General features: G+C 57.2%; 18 protein-coding genes. 8 read left to right on the top strand and 10 right to left on the bottom strand.

Annotation, left to right across the window (positions count from 1 at the left end; all coding sequences use genetic code 11):
* Nucleotides 1–114: 114 nt before the first annotated feature.
* A complete protein-coding gene (locus IC232_RS26860; protein ID WP_190848023.1) occupies nt 115–729 on the bottom strand; it encodes a peptidoglycan-binding domain-containing protein in 615 nt (204 codons plus the stop codon).
* Between the two features lie 460 nt (nt 730–1,189).
* On the opposite strand from IC232_RS26860, the gene IC232_RS26855 reads away from it, so the two are divergent.
* Nucleotides 1,190–1,552, top strand: coding sequence for a hypothetical protein (locus IC232_RS26855; RefSeq protein ID WP_190848022.1), 363 nt, complete (start codon nt 1,190–1,192; stop codon nt 1,550–1,552).
* 65 nt (nt 1,553–1,617) lie between these two features.
* On the opposite strand, the gene IC232_RS26850 is transcribed toward IC232_RS26855, so the two are convergent.
* The 3 genes from IC232_RS26850 to IC232_RS26840 form a co-directional block, all read right to left on the bottom strand.
* Nucleotides 1,618–1,851 (bottom strand): hypothetical protein, encoded by a 234-nt coding sequence (locus IC232_RS26850; RefSeq protein WP_190848021.1) that lies wholly within the window; start codon nt 1,849–1,851, stop codon nt 1,618–1,620.
* A gap of 243 nt (nt 1,852–2,094) precedes the next feature.
* A complete protein-coding gene (locus IC232_RS26845) occupies nt 2,095–2,811 on the bottom strand; it encodes an RES family NAD+ phosphorylase (protein WP_210335520.1) in 717 nt (238 codons plus the stop codon).
* Complete coding sequence (locus tag IC232_RS26840; RefSeq protein ID WP_190848019.1) at nt 2,805–3,218, bottom strand: MbcA/ParS/Xre antitoxin family protein; 414 nt, start codon at nt 3,216–3,218, stop codon at nt 2,805–2,807. The genes IC232_RS26845 and IC232_RS26840 overlap by 7 nt, the downstream gene beginning before the upstream one ends.
* Before the next feature lie 1,977 nt (nt 3,219–5,195).
* Between IC232_RS26840 and IC232_RS26835 the strand changes: the two genes are divergently transcribed.
* Nucleotides 5,196–5,474, top strand: a complete 279-nt coding sequence (locus IC232_RS26835; protein WP_190848018.1) for a hypothetical protein — start codon at nt 5,196–5,198, stop codon at nt 5,472–5,474.
* Between the two features lie 275 nt (nt 5,475–5,749).
* Here the strand turns inward: IC232_RS26835 and IC232_RS26830 are convergent, their stop codons facing one another.
* The gene (locus tag IC232_RS26830; RefSeq protein ID WP_190848017.1) at nt 5,750–6,052 is read right to left on the bottom strand and encodes a hypothetical protein; all 303 of its coding nucleotides are present in this window, start codon (nt 6,050–6,052) and stop codon (nt 5,750–5,752) included.
* Between the two features lie 1,689 nt (nt 6,053–7,741).
* On the opposite strand from IC232_RS26830, the gene IC232_RS26825 reads away from it, so the two are divergent.
* Together IC232_RS26825 and IC232_RS26820 are read left to right on the top strand one after the other, a co-directional pair.
* Complete coding sequence (locus IC232_RS26825) at nt 7,742–8,122, top strand: hypothetical protein (protein WP_190848016.1); 381 nt, start codon at nt 7,742–7,744, stop codon at nt 8,120–8,122.
* A 109-nt stretch (nt 8,123–8,231) separates the two neighbouring features.
* Nucleotides 8,232–8,420: a hypothetical protein gene (locus IC232_RS26820; protein ID WP_190848015.1), complete on the top strand. Its 189-nt coding sequence runs from the start codon at nt 8,232–8,234 to the stop codon at nt 8,418–8,420.
* Between the two features lie 64 nt (nt 8,421–8,484).
* On the opposite strand, the gene IC232_RS26815 is transcribed toward IC232_RS26820, so the two are convergent.
* A complete protein-coding gene (locus IC232_RS26815; RefSeq protein ID WP_190848014.1) occupies nt 8,485–8,991 on the bottom strand; it encodes a MucR family transcriptional regulator in 507 nt (168 codons plus the stop codon).
* 227 nt (nt 8,992–9,218) lie between these two features.
* Between IC232_RS26815 and IC232_RS26810 the strand changes: the two genes are divergently transcribed.
* The gene (locus IC232_RS26810) at nt 9,219–9,587 is read left to right on the top strand and encodes a hypothetical protein (protein WP_190848013.1); all 369 of its coding nucleotides are present in this window, start codon (nt 9,219–9,221) and stop codon (nt 9,585–9,587) included.
* A gap of 177 nt (nt 9,588–9,764) precedes the next feature.
* On the opposite strand, the gene IC232_RS26805 is transcribed toward IC232_RS26810, so the two are convergent.
* Nucleotides 9,765–10,976 (bottom strand): hypothetical protein, encoded by a 1,212-nt coding sequence (locus tag IC232_RS26805; protein ID WP_190848012.1) that lies wholly within the window; start codon nt 10,974–10,976, stop codon nt 9,765–9,767.
* A 165-nt stretch (nt 10,977–11,141) separates the two neighbouring features.
* Here IC232_RS26805 and IC232_RS26800 point away from each other — a divergent pair, with 165 nt between their 5' ends.
* Nucleotides 11,142–11,633, top strand: a complete 492-nt coding sequence (locus IC232_RS26800; RefSeq protein ID WP_190848011.1) for a ferritin-like domain-containing protein — start codon at nt 11,142–11,144, stop codon at nt 11,631–11,633.
* Nucleotides 11,634–11,677: 44 nt separating this feature from the next.
* Entirely contained in the window at nt 11,678–12,232 is a 555-nt protein-coding gene (locus IC232_RS26795; protein WP_190848010.1) for a DNA-3-methyladenine glycosylase, read from the top strand.
* 47 nt (nt 12,233–12,279) lie between these two features.
* Here the strand turns inward: IC232_RS26795 and IC232_RS26790 are convergent, their stop codons facing one another.
* Together IC232_RS26790 and IC232_RS26785 are read right to left on the bottom strand one after the other, a co-directional pair.
* Nucleotides 12,280–12,693 carry a hypothetical protein gene (locus tag IC232_RS26790; RefSeq protein WP_190848009.1) on the bottom strand — a complete coding sequence of 138 codons (414 nt, stop codon included), beginning with the start codon at nt 12,691–12,693 and terminating at the stop codon, nt 12,280–12,282.
* 355 nt (nt 12,694–13,048) lie between these two features.
* Nucleotides 13,049–13,258 carry a cold-shock protein gene (locus IC232_RS26785; RefSeq protein ID WP_190848008.1) on the bottom strand — a complete coding sequence of 70 codons (210 nt, stop codon included), beginning with the start codon at nt 13,256–13,258 and terminating at the stop codon, nt 13,049–13,051.
* Between the two features lie 233 nt (nt 13,259–13,491).
* On the opposite strand from IC232_RS26785, the gene IC232_RS26780 reads away from it, so the two are divergent.
* Complete coding sequence (locus IC232_RS26780; protein WP_190848007.1) at nt 13,492–13,656, top strand: DUF2934 domain-containing protein; 165 nt, start codon at nt 13,492–13,494, stop codon at nt 13,654–13,656.
* A gap of 43 nt (nt 13,657–13,699) precedes the next feature.
* Here the strand turns inward: IC232_RS26780 and IC232_RS26775 are convergent, their stop codons facing one another.
* Nucleotides 13,700–14,401 carry an IS6 family transposase gene (locus IC232_RS26775; RefSeq protein WP_190848006.1) on the bottom strand — a complete coding sequence of 234 codons (702 nt, stop codon included), beginning with the start codon at nt 14,399–14,401 and terminating at the stop codon, nt 13,700–13,702.
* Nucleotides 14,402–14,514: the final 113 nt, after the last annotated feature.

Here is a 14,514-nt window from a genome sequence, read left to right as displayed (position 1 = left end):
GGCACACCTCAAGGATAAGCCTCGCCTCGTGGCCGAGGCTCCCCGTCATAGAAACGCTCGAAGGTCACGATATAGGCGGAGAGGCTTCCTTGAACGGTCCGTGTGGCGCCACAGCTACTGCATTACCGAGGCTGTGTGAGTTCTCAAAGCCTGAAGGGTCGCAGTTCCAAGCTTGCCCGTAATAGGAAGACCTTTGGCTCGTTCAAAGGCTTCAACGGCCTTACGAGTTGAGGGACCTAATGCCCCATCAGCTTTTAATTTTCCATACCCGAAGTCCACAAGCGCTTCCTGCGCCGTGCGGATCTCCTGCTTGGAGAGGCGAGCCGCTGACGTCGTGCTGATTGTAGGACTTTCCGTCATAGCTGCGGGCTGATCTGACGGTCCGGTGAGCTGAAGGCGGGTTTGCTCAACCGCCTGACTGACGCTCGCCCGCAGAGAGTCCAGGTGCTGGAGTTCTTCGGTTGCTGCTTCGATCCGCACCAGCATGGTGTTCAGATCTTGGCCGGCCAGGGTCTTTTGGTCATTAGCTTTAGCCAGCTGATCGCGCTCTGCGGTGACAGTCTCGATCTGCTGCCGAAGCTGCCGATTCTCGCTCTGGAGCGTGTGCTCCTCAGATCCTGTAGACAGGACGGAGTACACGAACAGTCCCCAGCCGATCGCCGTTGCCGCAAGAAGGCCTTTGCCCGTTGCGTCGAGATGCAGCCTGACTTGGGTTTTGGCATGGCTCATGAGCTTACTCGCGGATCGTTAGCTGAATGTCAGAGAGCGTTGTGTGCTCACATCAGCCTCCCATTGGGTCTAGCTTGTGACGCAATTTGGACCGTGCGATGCATTTGGCGCCACATGGTTAACCAAACGTGTTCGTCTGCAGCTGGGGATCGACCCAAACTGCTCACCTCAACACATGTGAAGATGCCTGTGTGGCAGTCAGACACGCTCTCAGATCTACTGCGCTCGATCAGGCAACTCAGCTGCACCTGTCAGTTTTGATGTTTGGAAGGTTGAACCCTGTCATCTTACTGTTGTTGACCAGCTGGCTACCGTTCAACCCTAGTCCGGTCGGTCGGCTGAGTCCGGTCGTAGAGTTTGAGGGCCCGATGCTCGGGTTGGTAACAGCTCGTTAACCATACTCGCACATGCTTGTCGTACTCCGAGGTGGTCGCAGAGCTATTTCTCTCAAGGCAAACAGATGATGTTCAGGATCCTCACGGAGGCAGTCGATGAGAAGCTCGCGTTGATTGCGCCCATCTTAAGAAAGATCGAGCAGGATGGTCAGAGTGCTGATCTGCGCGACCTCGGTTCTCATCTCATTCGTGCCCTTCGCCTGTTTGAGCGCAACCCCGGTATTGAGGCTGCTGCCGATGATCTGTATGCGGCAGCGGCGGCGCTGGTTGGAGAGAACATGAAGCTCTCGCAGCCCAGCGCAAGAGGGCGGCGCCTTCTCAACGATGCTCATCTGCGCTTTTGCAGCCGGCTCGAAGCGGCCGCGGATCGTCTTAAACCTTATGAGTATCTGGTTGTCCCGGATTTCTCAGTTCGCCAAGCGGCCTGACGAGACAGGCTCTGCCGCTGAAAGTTGTTTCTTCCAGGCTCATCTCGTGTGCAGGGAATGTGAGATCAATTCAGGGCGTCAGCGGCTTTTTCGAGCAGAGCCTGAAACGAAGGCTGGTTCTTCTGCCCGACCACAACAGCGTAAAGTCGGAGACTGGAAGCTGTTGCTTCATCCTGCTCACCCTGGGCGAGCTTGGCGGCCGCTCGGTCCAGCAGTTCAGCCCAATCCTTCTCACCCTGGCCCAGTAACACTGCTGACCACAGGCTCAATTCACCGGAGAGCATCTTGTGGTCAGGCATGGGTGCCCTCGCTCGTATGTGCTGCCTCGACAGTCTCGCCACCGCGGCAGATCAAAGAGCGCCTCGGCTGAATGAGCCGGGCGGGGTTCTCAGCCGAGGCGTGTGCGGTGCCGGTTGCAACACCACGCAACTACTCTGATGCCTATTAAGTAAAAATCTCGTTTCCAGCTATGTCAGCTGTCATGTGACTCCGGAACGCAGGCGCGAGTGAGGGTGTTGAGCAGCAATCTTCACTCTAAGTGACTACACGATCCGATAGACCTGGCCAGTGGTCGCATTACGGTAGAGATCAACCTTCGTGCCGTTCCAGTGATAGTCGAGATGCCGACCTTGGATGGGATTTGCGGCACAGTCTGGATGGAACAGCCCGACACACTCACCACCTGAATAACGAACGCTTGGGTAGACTATTCCATCGGAGTCTGAAGCGCGGAGCTGAAAGCCTAACGTTTGGCTCAGCTTGTAATCGTCGGGCAGGAGCAATCCCGACTGGTCGACCTCATTGCTCCTCAGATCATGAAGATGTGCATTGATCTCGAGTACGATTTCCCGAAACTGAGATGTCCATCCAGCGGGTTCGTTCGTCCGGGCCATGAACTGCCCGTGGTGATGAATCGTCTCGAACAGAGCGACTTCAAAGGAGTTTCCCGCGTAAAGCACTCCAAAGGTCCCATCGCTGAAGCGGCTGGGGCGATCGGTGCTCACATGGGTAAATGGCGCCATGAGGTAACTCGCGCCAGGGCCGGCGACGCGGCGTTTCTCGGGGACAAGGTCGAGATTGCCGATGGTCTCCATCAGGCGCGGATTTGTCTTTTGCTCCGCCGATATAATGAGGGGCCAATCGGCTGGGTCTGCAATGTCCTCGAAAAGGTCAATCGGCGGAAAGATGCTTCGGATAATCCGAACTGAGCCACGCCACCTGACTTCAGAGAGGGGAATCGACCTTGTGTCGATCACCAGGTGCCCCGCTCCGCGTCCAGGTAGCGGCGCACGCGCATCAGGTCGGTGAGTTCACCACCGAGCATCACCTCAAGGGCTGATCTTTGTGCGAACGCAGAGTTAGATTTCTTAATCCAAGCATAACCGCGCTGTGGTTCCCGGAAGATAATACGCAAGGCTTTATAGATACCCATGAGGTTTGAAAGCCGGGCCTTACTGTCGCGATCAATGCGGCCGATCTCGCCAGCCTTCCATCGCCGGTACGTTCGCACCGGCAAGTCGAGCAGGGTGGCTGCTTCTTCATCTGTGATGTCCCACAGTCGGAATAGATTGAGCGTTGCGCGAAACATCGCGGCGGCCTCTTCATCGGTGATAGGTGAGGGCCGGAAGTCCTTAGGTACGGTGTCAACGGGTAACAAGGTAGCCATAGTAGTATCCCCTATATGGCATTATATACTGTAATTAATGCCATATGGCAACGTACTGTTCCTCGGGCCTGCCCGGATATTAAACGGGAGTGGCCTCCTAGGATTGCAAAGTTCTGAATGAGCAAGGTTCAGTAGAAGGATGACATCACAGCAGCCACCACAATGGGAGTCCCGAAAGAGACGCTCATGAATGATGGGAGTAAGCCGACTGCTTAGGTGACTAGGATCAGGAACGAAGCCAGGTTCATGGTCGAACGGTCGATGTCCATTGCTGTTCAACTCCAAGGGAAGAGGGTCAGTGGTAGGTGCCCTATTAGCTAGCCCTCTTCTCTGAACCCGATTCCCCCGGTGGAACTTCGCTGCGACGTATTTGGAGATGCGCTCTCACATTTTCGCAGTAAACATTTCGACCTTCTTAACCATCTCAGGTCCACCCTCAGGTCATCTCAAGGGAGATCGACGATGTCCTTGTATGAGAAGACCTATGTGATCATGACTATGTTCACATTCCTGATGGTATTATCCTGTCTAACCCACTTAGATGAGGATTTATAGCTTAACCGTAGGTTATCCTATAGGTTACTCTTAGAGTATATCTTATATATATATCAAACAGGGGGATCTTTTCTGTCCTATTACACGGGAAATTCGTAGCCCTGCATTATCAGTCACTTAGCTGACTCTCATCCCCGCTCTCCACACCCTCCCAGATGTCTCAGGATCATTCTCTCGGCACGCCAGTTAACCGGATGAAATGTTCTCTTTCAGTTCTTGGTGAGTCGAGGTATGGCCAACAGTTGTAGAAAGCTTACGGTTGAGCAGGTTCTGGAGGCGCGGCTTTGCTACATGGCCGGGGATTGGCAGTGGTCGAAGCTGGCAAAGAAGTTCGGAGTAGGCCCTGAGGTGGTTGGGGCTGCCGCCACGGGGGTCATTTATCGAGACCTCCCAATGCCACCCAAGAAGGCCGAGCCTGTCAGGAGGTAACTCTCACAGACAGGCTTCCTTGGCTGGTTGGGTGTGAGTACCTACCAGAGTAGAAACGCCGCCAGCGATCAGACGGTGTCACAGCCAATGGCTATTCAGCAACGACGAAGGGTCAGCCTCAGCCGCCCCGTTGATATCGAGTAGAGGAGTCCCCGTGGGGCTGCCAGCTTGGGACCTATCCCAAAGAGGGCAGCGTTATCTCCGTGCCTATGTCTCTCAGGTGTTCTTGGTCGGAAGGAGCGCGAGTACCTGCCAGATGCAAATCGCCGCCAGTGATCAGACGGTGACAGCGCAAATGGCTATTCAGCAATGAGCCTAGCCCAGTGCACCTAACGGGCCAGAGCGGAGTTAACCCAACGGCGAAAGCCTTCATAGTCTCTGAACTAAAACGCTGAGAGCCTCAGGTGTGCGAACCTCCTTGGGGCTCTCTTCATGTTTGGACTATGCCATTTCAGGGGCGCTCGGGGCGGGGTATCAGCGATAAGTGAGCTTTACTGTGGCCTCGAGGTGTCGGCCTGAATGGTCGCCAAAACTATTGCAGAGGCTTGAGCCAAGGCGTGTCTCTCGCAGTCTGTGAATGTTGAGATGTCCATACCGCCAACTTTTGGAGCCCCACTTAGTGCCTGTGTCGCGAATTTGATTAGGGCTCTCCTGGCAAACCTCTGGCCATCCTCTGAGCCCATTTCAACCAGCATCTTTGAGACAGTTTGGGTCAGGTCGTCAGACACTAACTCAACGAGATCGCTGTGATCCATCGTCTTTGCCCCTTGTTGTGCTTTCGCATTGGCTTGGCCAGTTTCTCTGAAAGCAAGGCGAGGATGAGGCAGGCATCCTTGAGGCCAGGTTAAAGGTGGGGAGTGTGCTGCCACAGGTAGGCGCAGGGGGCCGCACTGTCTAGGAGAGCGTTTAGGTTCTCTGTCTCTCATCTTAAGGAAACGTAATGGTAAGTAACGCGTTGGACTTTCAATAGGCTTATCAAGTGGAGATCGAGGTATGAAGAAGGCAACTTGGCTTCTAGCAGCCACTTTGATCGGATCTAGTGTCATCGTGGCATCGCCATCATCAGCTCAGGTGCAATTCGGGATCGGTCCGAACGGTCCAAATATCCAAGTTGGTCCTGATGATGATCGGAGATACGAGCGTCGAATTGAACGTCGTCGCTATGAGGATCGCGCTACCACAGGCAGCATCGAGCGTTGTCGAACGGTCATCATTCGTGAAGAAGACGAATTTGGTGATGAGGTCACGCGTCGTGTGAGACGCTGCCGCTAATCACACACCGTTTGAACAACAGTGTGCGAGAGCCTCAGGAACCCCACTCCTGAGGTTCGTGCGCTTTGGGGGCATCACAGACGGCCATTGTTGGTCCCTGTGGGTGCAGTACCCCCAACCCGAAGATTGCCGCTAGTGCAATCAAAGATCGACTGCAAACGGCCATCCTGAACTGAAGAAGCCCCACCGGCGGGCAGGGCTCTTGAGATGTTTGAGCAAGAAGTACGATCAGCCCAGCCGGGGGATAAGTGCCCTCCTTCAACGTGCGAAGCTATTCAGGTCGCATCAAGCACGGTCCATCCGCAGCTGGGCATGTCATCGCCTTTGGCACATGCCAGCGCCCCAGAGCGGCTCTCCACCCACACGTTCGTGGCCTCTGGCAGGATCGTGCAGCGTTTCTCGGCGGTTTCCGATTGGACCTGTGCTATCCAGGCGCTGTTGTTGCCGCGCAGCTCGTTCAGGCGGTTTGCCGTGTCCGCTGTTGAGCAAAGGACGTGAAGGCTGCGCAACGTAACGCGCTCGGCTTGGGCGGCTGCGGGAGTGGCGGCAAGAGCCAGAACGAGAACAAGGCTTTTCATACGCGGTACCTTTCGTGTGACTGAGCCGGTTAACTGGGAGCGTCAGGCTCTACCCAGCTGTCTCAGGTTGCTCGTTCAGGGAACGCGTAAGACGAGTTTCCCGATGCATACGCCAAAAGGGGGATGGTACCGATACCCTCGAAATTCACGGCTCACCCGTTAGCATTTGGTCTGAGGAATGGCGGATTAGCGTGATGCCTTCTTCACCTGTCTAAGGGTAATCCGTAAGGTCTACACACTCACCACTTTGAAGATCATGAAAGCTGAGACGCACTCGTGCGATGTTGCGACCTCGGTCAGATGGAGCGCCAATGCTGAAGGAGGGGTTCATCTCGCCTATCATACATTCGACGCCGACTGCCAATCTGAGTTGAACTAAGCGGCGACGCAGGTGCGCCTCAAACTCATGGATGGTCCGCAGGGTCTCGGCATCCACATCCACATCACAGTGGCAGACAAGCTTGCCATCGTTTCCAGACTTGATCTCTGCCTCCTGCAACAGAGCAGCCAGTGCTGGGGGCCATTCGACAATGGGGGCATTACGAAGTGGCATGGGGCACCCTCACTCAACACCATGGCCTTTAACTCAAGGCTCCTATGAATAAGGGAGAGCCAAGCTCGCAGGTTCCATGTAGACGCTGTTGCGAACTTCAGCGTTGCCTCTGAGGCGGGTGCAAGCCTAGCGCGACGCTGAAGGACTGATCAGGATGATTAGACTGGTCGCATATTTCTTCGCTCCCAAAGGGAATAACAGGAGCCCCCCAGCGTCAGTCAATAGCTAAGCTTCAGAGGCGCTCTATGGATATCTACGGTCTCAAATCTCTCGTGATCCTGCTGGTGGCTTCCTTTGGTCTAACGATCCTCGGGGTGCTGCTGGCTATCTATCTGGGGTTCGCTTGGGATTGAGATGAATTGCGATCGATCCGCAACAACAATTGATGTGCCAGCACAACATCTACCCCGCGTTAAGCATGACATCATGTGGGTCTTTGAGCCGGCGAAGCTTGGCCATTGCAAAATTCGGGAACGGATTCTCAAAGGAGTCTGAGAGGCTTACCCGGAGGAGTCATTTTTATCCACAATTCTCTCAGCTACACACAACATATAGTTCGGAACCGTGAGCCGTGATACTAGTTCTTGACGAATTAACCACTTCCTAACTAGATTCGTTTTCGTACCGACCAGAGATCGGCGGCCGACCTGTGAGGGCCGGTTGAATACTCCCCAGAGCAGCCATCAGAGCTTGAAGGGGCCGTAACTCAGTCGTATTGCGTGGCGCTCCGAAAGAGCGGATCGTCGGGACGTTGAACAATAATTGTGGGCTGATGAGCTGCGGGGCAATGGCAATCTCCGGCCCGGCTCCCGTGAGTGACATGAGTTGCTTAATCTTGCCCTCAAGATGAGTGATGGCTTGGTCGACCAAGGGGTCGACCTTCGCCACCGTGTAGGGAGTGAACACTTGGGCTCCATCGGCAGTTAGCTGCGTCATGAAGGGCGCGCCTCTGTCCGTCAGCTAGAAAGCAGAATAATCCGATTTGATCAGCGTGGTCAGCAGCAACGTTCGTTATTTTCTTATTAACCATCCCGGGCGGAAGATGGCCGGAGCTGCAAGGCAGGCGGGGAGTGCGCGGATGTACCGCCTCCACGCCTTTTAGCTTTTCGCAGCATCGTCACCTCAAGGAGCCAAGCGTGAATGCGATTCTGAAAGAGCGCATCGGAGAACGGGTAAGCGCTCTCAAGATCTCGTGGCGCAGGGCCTCCCTGGAAGCAGGCTTGGAGGCGGGGTTCATCCAGGACATCATCACAGGTTGTTCGCGGCATCCCGGTGAGGATGCCTTGGCGAGCCTTGCTTCCGTGCTCAAGTGCAGCCCGGCCTATCTTGCGGGCCAAAGCGATGACCTTGATGGAGCATCAACTGCTCGCGGTACCATGGTGTCAGCTTCAGACACTGTACAGCGGGCTGATGCGGTGATGGCGCTCAGGATTGTCGACGAACTCTTGGCCGCAGGGCACGTTGAGGCAGCCCGCGTTGCTGTCAGGCGTGCCCTCAAAGCCATTGCTGTCGAATAGGAGACCCAGCCTGAGTTGCCCTAGGCGACATTGTGGGAAATGAGTCCGGTCGTCTTACCGGCTGCCCATCGGCTGGCTAAACTCTCGTGATGTGGAGCAGGAGCGAACCATGCAGTTCAGTGTTGGCGATGTCGTGCATCTGATTGCCTATCCCTCTCATCGAATGACCGTGATTGAGGTCGATGGCTGTGAGATCACCTGCAGATGGTTCGAGGGAGCTGCAGTCAAAGAAGGCATATTTCCGTTGCACATCATCGCAAAGGAGTTTCAGACTCAGACGCCTACCGTTCCTGCTTAGGGACAATTCACGACCCTCATCTCAGATAGCGCCATGAGTGATCGAGCTTGGCCCGAGAGCGGGCTTACTTGCCAGCCACTTTCTTCGAAGGTGTACGGCGCTTCGGCTTTACGGCCTCAGCCGGTGCTGCGACCTTCTCGTCCGACTTGGCAGCTGCTTTCGCGGCATTCTTCCTCCGCATCTGGCCGAGGCCGCTGCTCTTGGCGAGCTCGGAGCGCTTGGCAGCATAACTGGGTGCAACCATCGGGTAATCGGCCGGGAGACCCCACTTTGCACGGTACTCCTCGGCCGTCAGCCCGAGCTTGCCGAGGTGGCGCTTGAGCGTCTTGTACTGCTTGCCGTCCTCGAGACTGATCAGGAAGTGGGGCGTGATGGACTTCTTGATCGAAATGCGTGGCTCTGGCTTCTCAGGTTCTGCCTGCTTCGGAGCAGCGAGACCTTGCAAGGCAGCGTGCACGCATGCAATCACGTTAGGCAAATCGCCCCGATGAATCGAGTTGTTCGCAACGTAAGACGAAACGATGTCGGCGGTGATGCTGGCGAAATCTAGCGGCTGTTCGGGCTGATCCATAACTCATCCAATACTCGGTTAGGTAATGCGCGATCAGTTAGCCGATTACATTGCGGCGTCAAGCCGCACGGGGCAGGTGCGGGAGCAAACAGCCGAGGGATTTTGCCGAGAGGACGCTTTATGCCAAGCTATGATTGCCTGGCGCAGTGATCCATCTGCTCCACCGGTCAACGTTTGGATCTGGGTTGCTGCCTTTCTGTTGGGAAACCGGCAGAGGAAGCGCTTGGATGCGAAGCTTCGGTCTGGATGAGGTAGGTATTGATCCGAGCCACAATCTTTCGGCCCAGCGCCTGGTCCTCTTCAATGTTGCCCGTGTCGAGGATCTCGAGCCGGATCTCGAAATCAGGGTCACAAATGAGAATGGCCGAATCCTGCTCGTCACTGTCTCCCGGGCTGTCCAGGAACCAGCCCTCGTCCGGGTTCGGGTCTTCGACATCGAGACCCGCACTCAGGCTCTCGACAAGATACCTGGCGAGACGATCGTTGATCCCGGTGCCATCGTCTTCGCCAAAGAGGATCCGGGGTTCGCCTTGAGGATCCCGGATGACGTGCTGTCGATCTCGTCTGGGACGGGCGATGAAGAGGGTCCAGTGTGACGATGGGCTCATGCACTGTTCTTTATCGCAAACTTCGTTAAAGACCTGAGCAAAGCTGTGTTTCTGCGTCAACCCATGCCCCATTGCGTCTGGGACGCTTTTGGTGCGTCAGCTTTCGTGATTTCAGTGTAAGACACCTCATCTTAGAACAACAGCAGACGCGCATGCGCGAGCATGTCACTGAGGTGTTTCAGGCGACATGGGAACTGCATCGGCTGGAGCACCTGCTCCGGATGTGTTCCCGGTAGTGGGTGGCGTGGCGAGTTGCTGACGTGCTTCGGCAAGTTGGCTTTGAGCACCAGCGAGTGCCTGACGGGTCGCCTGAAGCCGCCCCTCCAGCTCTGCAACCTCCCGGTTGCGGGCGGCCAGGTCGTCTGTTGCCCTCGCCAGCTGAGCCTGAAGCTCAGACCGTTGCTGGGTTGCTTTATCTTGAAAATCAGCCTGCTCCCTCGTCAGGCGCTCCCGCTCCGAACGAAGGTTGGCAAGATCCGTCTGAGTGGATGCTTGCGCGTTTCGCACCTGCTGGAGACGTTGCTCAACCTCTGTGAGCTCCGCTCTGCGGGACGACATCTCCTGAGTAGCCTGGGCTACCGACTCGCGGGCCGCTGTCGCCTCACGGCGAGCGTTCTCAATCTGACGGCTCAGGTCCGTTAATTCCTGCCGGTGTGCCACAACGGTCTGTTCGCTTGTCGCAATCTCCTCCTTCACAGAAGCCAGCCGCTGTTCCGCCTGCTGTAGTTGGTTCTGGATGTTCAACAGGCGCTGCGACAGTGCCGTGACGCTGCGATCCAGCTCAGCGGCTCTTTGCTCATTGGCCTGCAGGGCTTGTCGAGCAGCGGAGGTCTGGGTCTGAACCTCGGTTCGGGCCTGGGTGAGCTGCGTCAGCTGCTGTTGTTGCGACTGCAGGTCCTGCAGAGTAGCGGTGAGCTGCGCTTGGGCTTGCCCGCGCGCTTGTGTGACCTGGGCCATCTGTTGCTGGGTTGTCTGAAGCGACTGCTGCAGGGTCCCGAGCTGAGCCTGAAGCTGGTCACGGGACTGAGCCGTCTGCGTGAGCTGCTGTTGGGAAGCCTGCGTGGTTTGCTGCAGGGTTGTAAGCTCAGTCTGCGCCTGCTCCCGCGCCTGTGTGATCTGGGCTAGCTGCTGCTCGGCGCCAGCTACCCTAGACTCCAGGTCCGCCAGGGTTCGTCCGGTGCGCTGCTGCTCGTCGAGTTGCCGTCGCAGAGTAGCCTCGGCCTGCTGCGCGCGGGTTATCTCCGTTCGGGCTTCCTGCTGCTGGTCGGAGGAGGAGAGCCCTACGCCAAGGGCCAAAAGCCAGCCCAGGATGGCAGCCCCAGCCAGCGCCAGAGACACGGGCCGCTTCAGCTCGGAGCGGTAATCGATGGGCATCATGGTCCTCCTGCGCGTGGGCTGCTCGATCTAACGCAGGACCATCACGACCGTTGCCCGCGCTGTACCCTAAATCAACCCTTCTGTTCAGGCTGGCATCAACTGCGGAACGCCTGGCTGCCCTACGGATTGTCCGTATCGCTGCACCACCTGACCAGGAGACCGACCATGGCTCATAAGGATCTGAAAGCTCTCTTTTTGCATCAGCTGAAGGACACATATTTCGCCGAGAACGCCATCCTCAAGGCCCTGCCGCAGATGGCGGAAGCTGCGCAGGCTGAGGAGCTCAAAGGTGCCTTCGCCGTTCACCTGAAGGAGACAGAGGAGCAGGTGAAACGTCTGGAGCAGGTATTTCAGCTGTTGGGCGAGAAGCCTGCGGGTGTCGAGTGCAAGGCCATTCAGGGCATCATCGAGGAAGGCCAAGAAATCCTGCAGGAGTTCGGCGGCGGGGAGGCTCTGGATGCTGGTCTGATCGCGGCTGCCCAGGCGGTGGAGCATTATGAGATCACCCGCTACGGCACCTTGCTTGCGTGGGCCAAGCAGCTTGGCCTCTCGGAGGCTGAGGGGCTCATCCAGGAGAGTCTGATCGAGGAGGAGAACACCGACCAGATCCTTTCTGAGTTGGCTGAGGATGCTGTCAATCCTGCCGCCACCTCGTGAGCCTTTGGGAGTGAGCTTTTCCGGCCTTCAACGCTGACGGGCGAATGGAAACAACGCTGCCTCGGTCCTTCTTCGCGCGCGATGCGGTGACGGTCGCCCGCGATCTAATCGGAGCCACCCTGCTTGTGAACGGGATCGGCGGCCGGATTGTTGAGACTGAAGCCTACACGGGCGATGATCCTGCCTCCCATAGCTTTCGTGGTCCGACGCCTCGGAACGCAGCCATGTTTGGTTCTGCCGGCCATGCTTATGTCTACCGGTCGTACGGCATGCACTGGTGCCTGAACTTCGTCTGTCTGCCAGGCAGCGCGGTTCTGGTCAGAGCTGTTGAGCCAACCAGGGGCATCGAGTTCATGAGGGTGCGGCGAGGTGTCGAGGATTTTCGCCTTCTCTGCTCAGGTCCTGGTCGCCTGTGCCAGGCTCTGGGCGTGACAATCATCCACAATAAGTTGCCACTGGACCAAACACCCTTCCAACTCTTCAGCCAAGAGAGCCTAGTTGAGGTTGCGGCTGGGATGCGGATCGGGATCACCCGCGCCACTGACATGCCCTGGCGCTTTGCTCTCTCAGGTTCGCGTGTTCTGAGCCGAAAGATCTGATGCCACCCAAGAATAGGATGATCTTACCATCCGCGCCGCGGTTCGCCCTAGCGTGGGTCATCGGTGGAGTCTGGCGGAACGCCATAGGGCTCACCACGGCGGGAGTGGTACGGCTCGTCCGGCCAGTGCGGGTCGCGCCTTGGTTCAGGTTCGGACAAGCCATTCAGGAGGGCAAGACCTCCCTGCAGCACGGAGCGAAACGCATCAGCAGCCATGTTGGCGATGTCGCGCAGGCGCAGATCACCAATATCGCCAATGGGGCGATGCTGAGCCTGTCCATAGGGGGCGTACTGGTCCGCAGGGGAGCGCTCCGGCATCAGGCCTGAGAACGCGCTAGCTCCACCCAGTACCACGAGCAGAACCAGAGGAACGACAAGGCGGAACGCTAGCCCTACAATCCTGGACACAATGACGTAGCCAATGATCAGGATTATTGCAGTCGCAATGATGCCGGTGCTCAAGGTGCTTGAACCCTCATGATGTTCGATGCGGGGCAAAGGCCATCCAGGACATCAACGGCTTTTTTGTGGGCCCGCTGGATGGAAGAGCGAAAACAATCGCCAACCCCCCACCTCAAAGCGGGTTACATGACCTAAATGGCAGGAGCTTGAATGGTCGGGAGCGGGTTTTGCACGCGCCGCCGGGAAGGTCGCCGGAGTGCTTCAACCACGCAAGGCATCCCTGCCTGTCCATTGCTGTGGCCATAAGTTGTGCCGTGCTTCCTCAGCGCTCCAAGAGACGATGGGCATCAAAAAAGCCGCCCCGTCAGGAGCGGCTTGAAGCGCCAGCACTCAGCTGACGCGATGACAGGCTCAATCAAGCCTTTTGCAGGTTGGTTGCAGACTCCTTGCCCGTGCGGCGGTCAGCTTCCACCTCATAGGAGACCTTCTGGCCTTCAGCCAGACCACGCATGCCAGCCCGCTCAAGGGCTGTGGCATGAACGAAGACGTCCTTGCCGCCATTGTCCGGCTGAATGAAGCCATAGCCCTTCGTCTCGTTGTACCACTTCACAGTGCCTGTCGCCATTGAATGTTCCTCAAGTCCCGTCAGATGCGCTTCTGCAGGATCATCCTGCCGCGTCTGGCCAGGAGGTCAAGCGTTAGCCAACAGAGGGGCGCCCATCAGGCTCCTTTCACCTGCTGGAGTGGTGCCCTAACTTCAGAGCAGAGTGGTTCTGGATCCGACCGGGCCACCTCCATGAGCCTACAACGTGCCTACCTAGCCGAAAACGGCTGACCCTTAGGACTTGGAGACGGGCAATGGAAAAGCACCTGGAGCAGAGAATTCGCGAGCGGGCTTATGAACTATGGGAGAGCGAGGGCCGTTCCGGCAATCCGGAGGACCACTGGTCCAGAGCGGAGCAGGAGTTGAACAATGCTGGCGCCTCGCAGGGGCAAGATGCTACCGGGGTGTTGTCACGGTAGCCCGCATCGGGCGCGTTGAGGCAAATTCGACCGCACGATAGTTTTAAGTAGCGACATCCGCCGCCACTTTCCACGCTGCTATGGCATCGACGCGGTGAAGGTAGATCCCGTGGGCAGAGCGGTGGGAGCGGGGTGGAACGAAAAGATTGTAGACGGCAGAGAACACGTTGACGAACCTCTGCAGCCCTCCGGCAGATCGAAATCCCTGCCTCGCCCGTTCTCGCCGGCGAAACGGCAGATGCGAATTCTCCGCCCGATTGTTGAGCCCCTTATGCGAGCGGTGGTCGACTTTTGGCATGATCTGACGTACGGCGGTAGCGTAGGAACCAAGCTTATCGGTGATCATGCGCCGAAGTGGGCCGCCCTGCTTCCGCAAGAGCCGTTTCAGCAAGCGCTTGGCGGCCTTGGTGTCGCGTCGGCTCTGAACGATTTCATCCAGCACATAGCCGTCCTGATTCACCGCCCGCCACAACCAGTGTTTCTGGCCAGAGATCGTGACCACGACCTCGTCGAGATGCCAGCTGTCCCGGCGGCCCGGCTTCTTGCGCCTGAGGCGGCGAGCGTACGCCGGCCCGGACTTCAGCACCCAGCGGCGGATAGTTTCATAGGACACGAGAATGCCCCGCTCGAGCAACATCTCCTCGATCAGCCGCAGGCTCAATGGGAACCTGAAGTAGAGCCACACCGCGTGGGCGATGATCTCGGGTGGAAAGCGGTGGTGTTTGTAGCTGGCGGGCTTAGGCATGCCAGTCCCACTACACGCCTCAATCTGATATCCGAGTTAACGTGATGTCGTGGATGGCGCCCTCCACCAGCGTCAGGCGTGCCAGAATAGGCATGTTGGAGAACCGGAGAGGA

The sequence above is a fragment of the Microvirga sp. genome (genome assembly GCF_014699075.1).
Classification (GTDB): domain Bacteria; phylum Pseudomonadota; class Alphaproteobacteria; order Rhizobiales; family Beijerinckiaceae; genus Microvirga.
The sequence above is the reverse complement of the archived record's forward strand: the minus strand, read 5'-3'. Positions and strand labels throughout refer to the sequence as shown.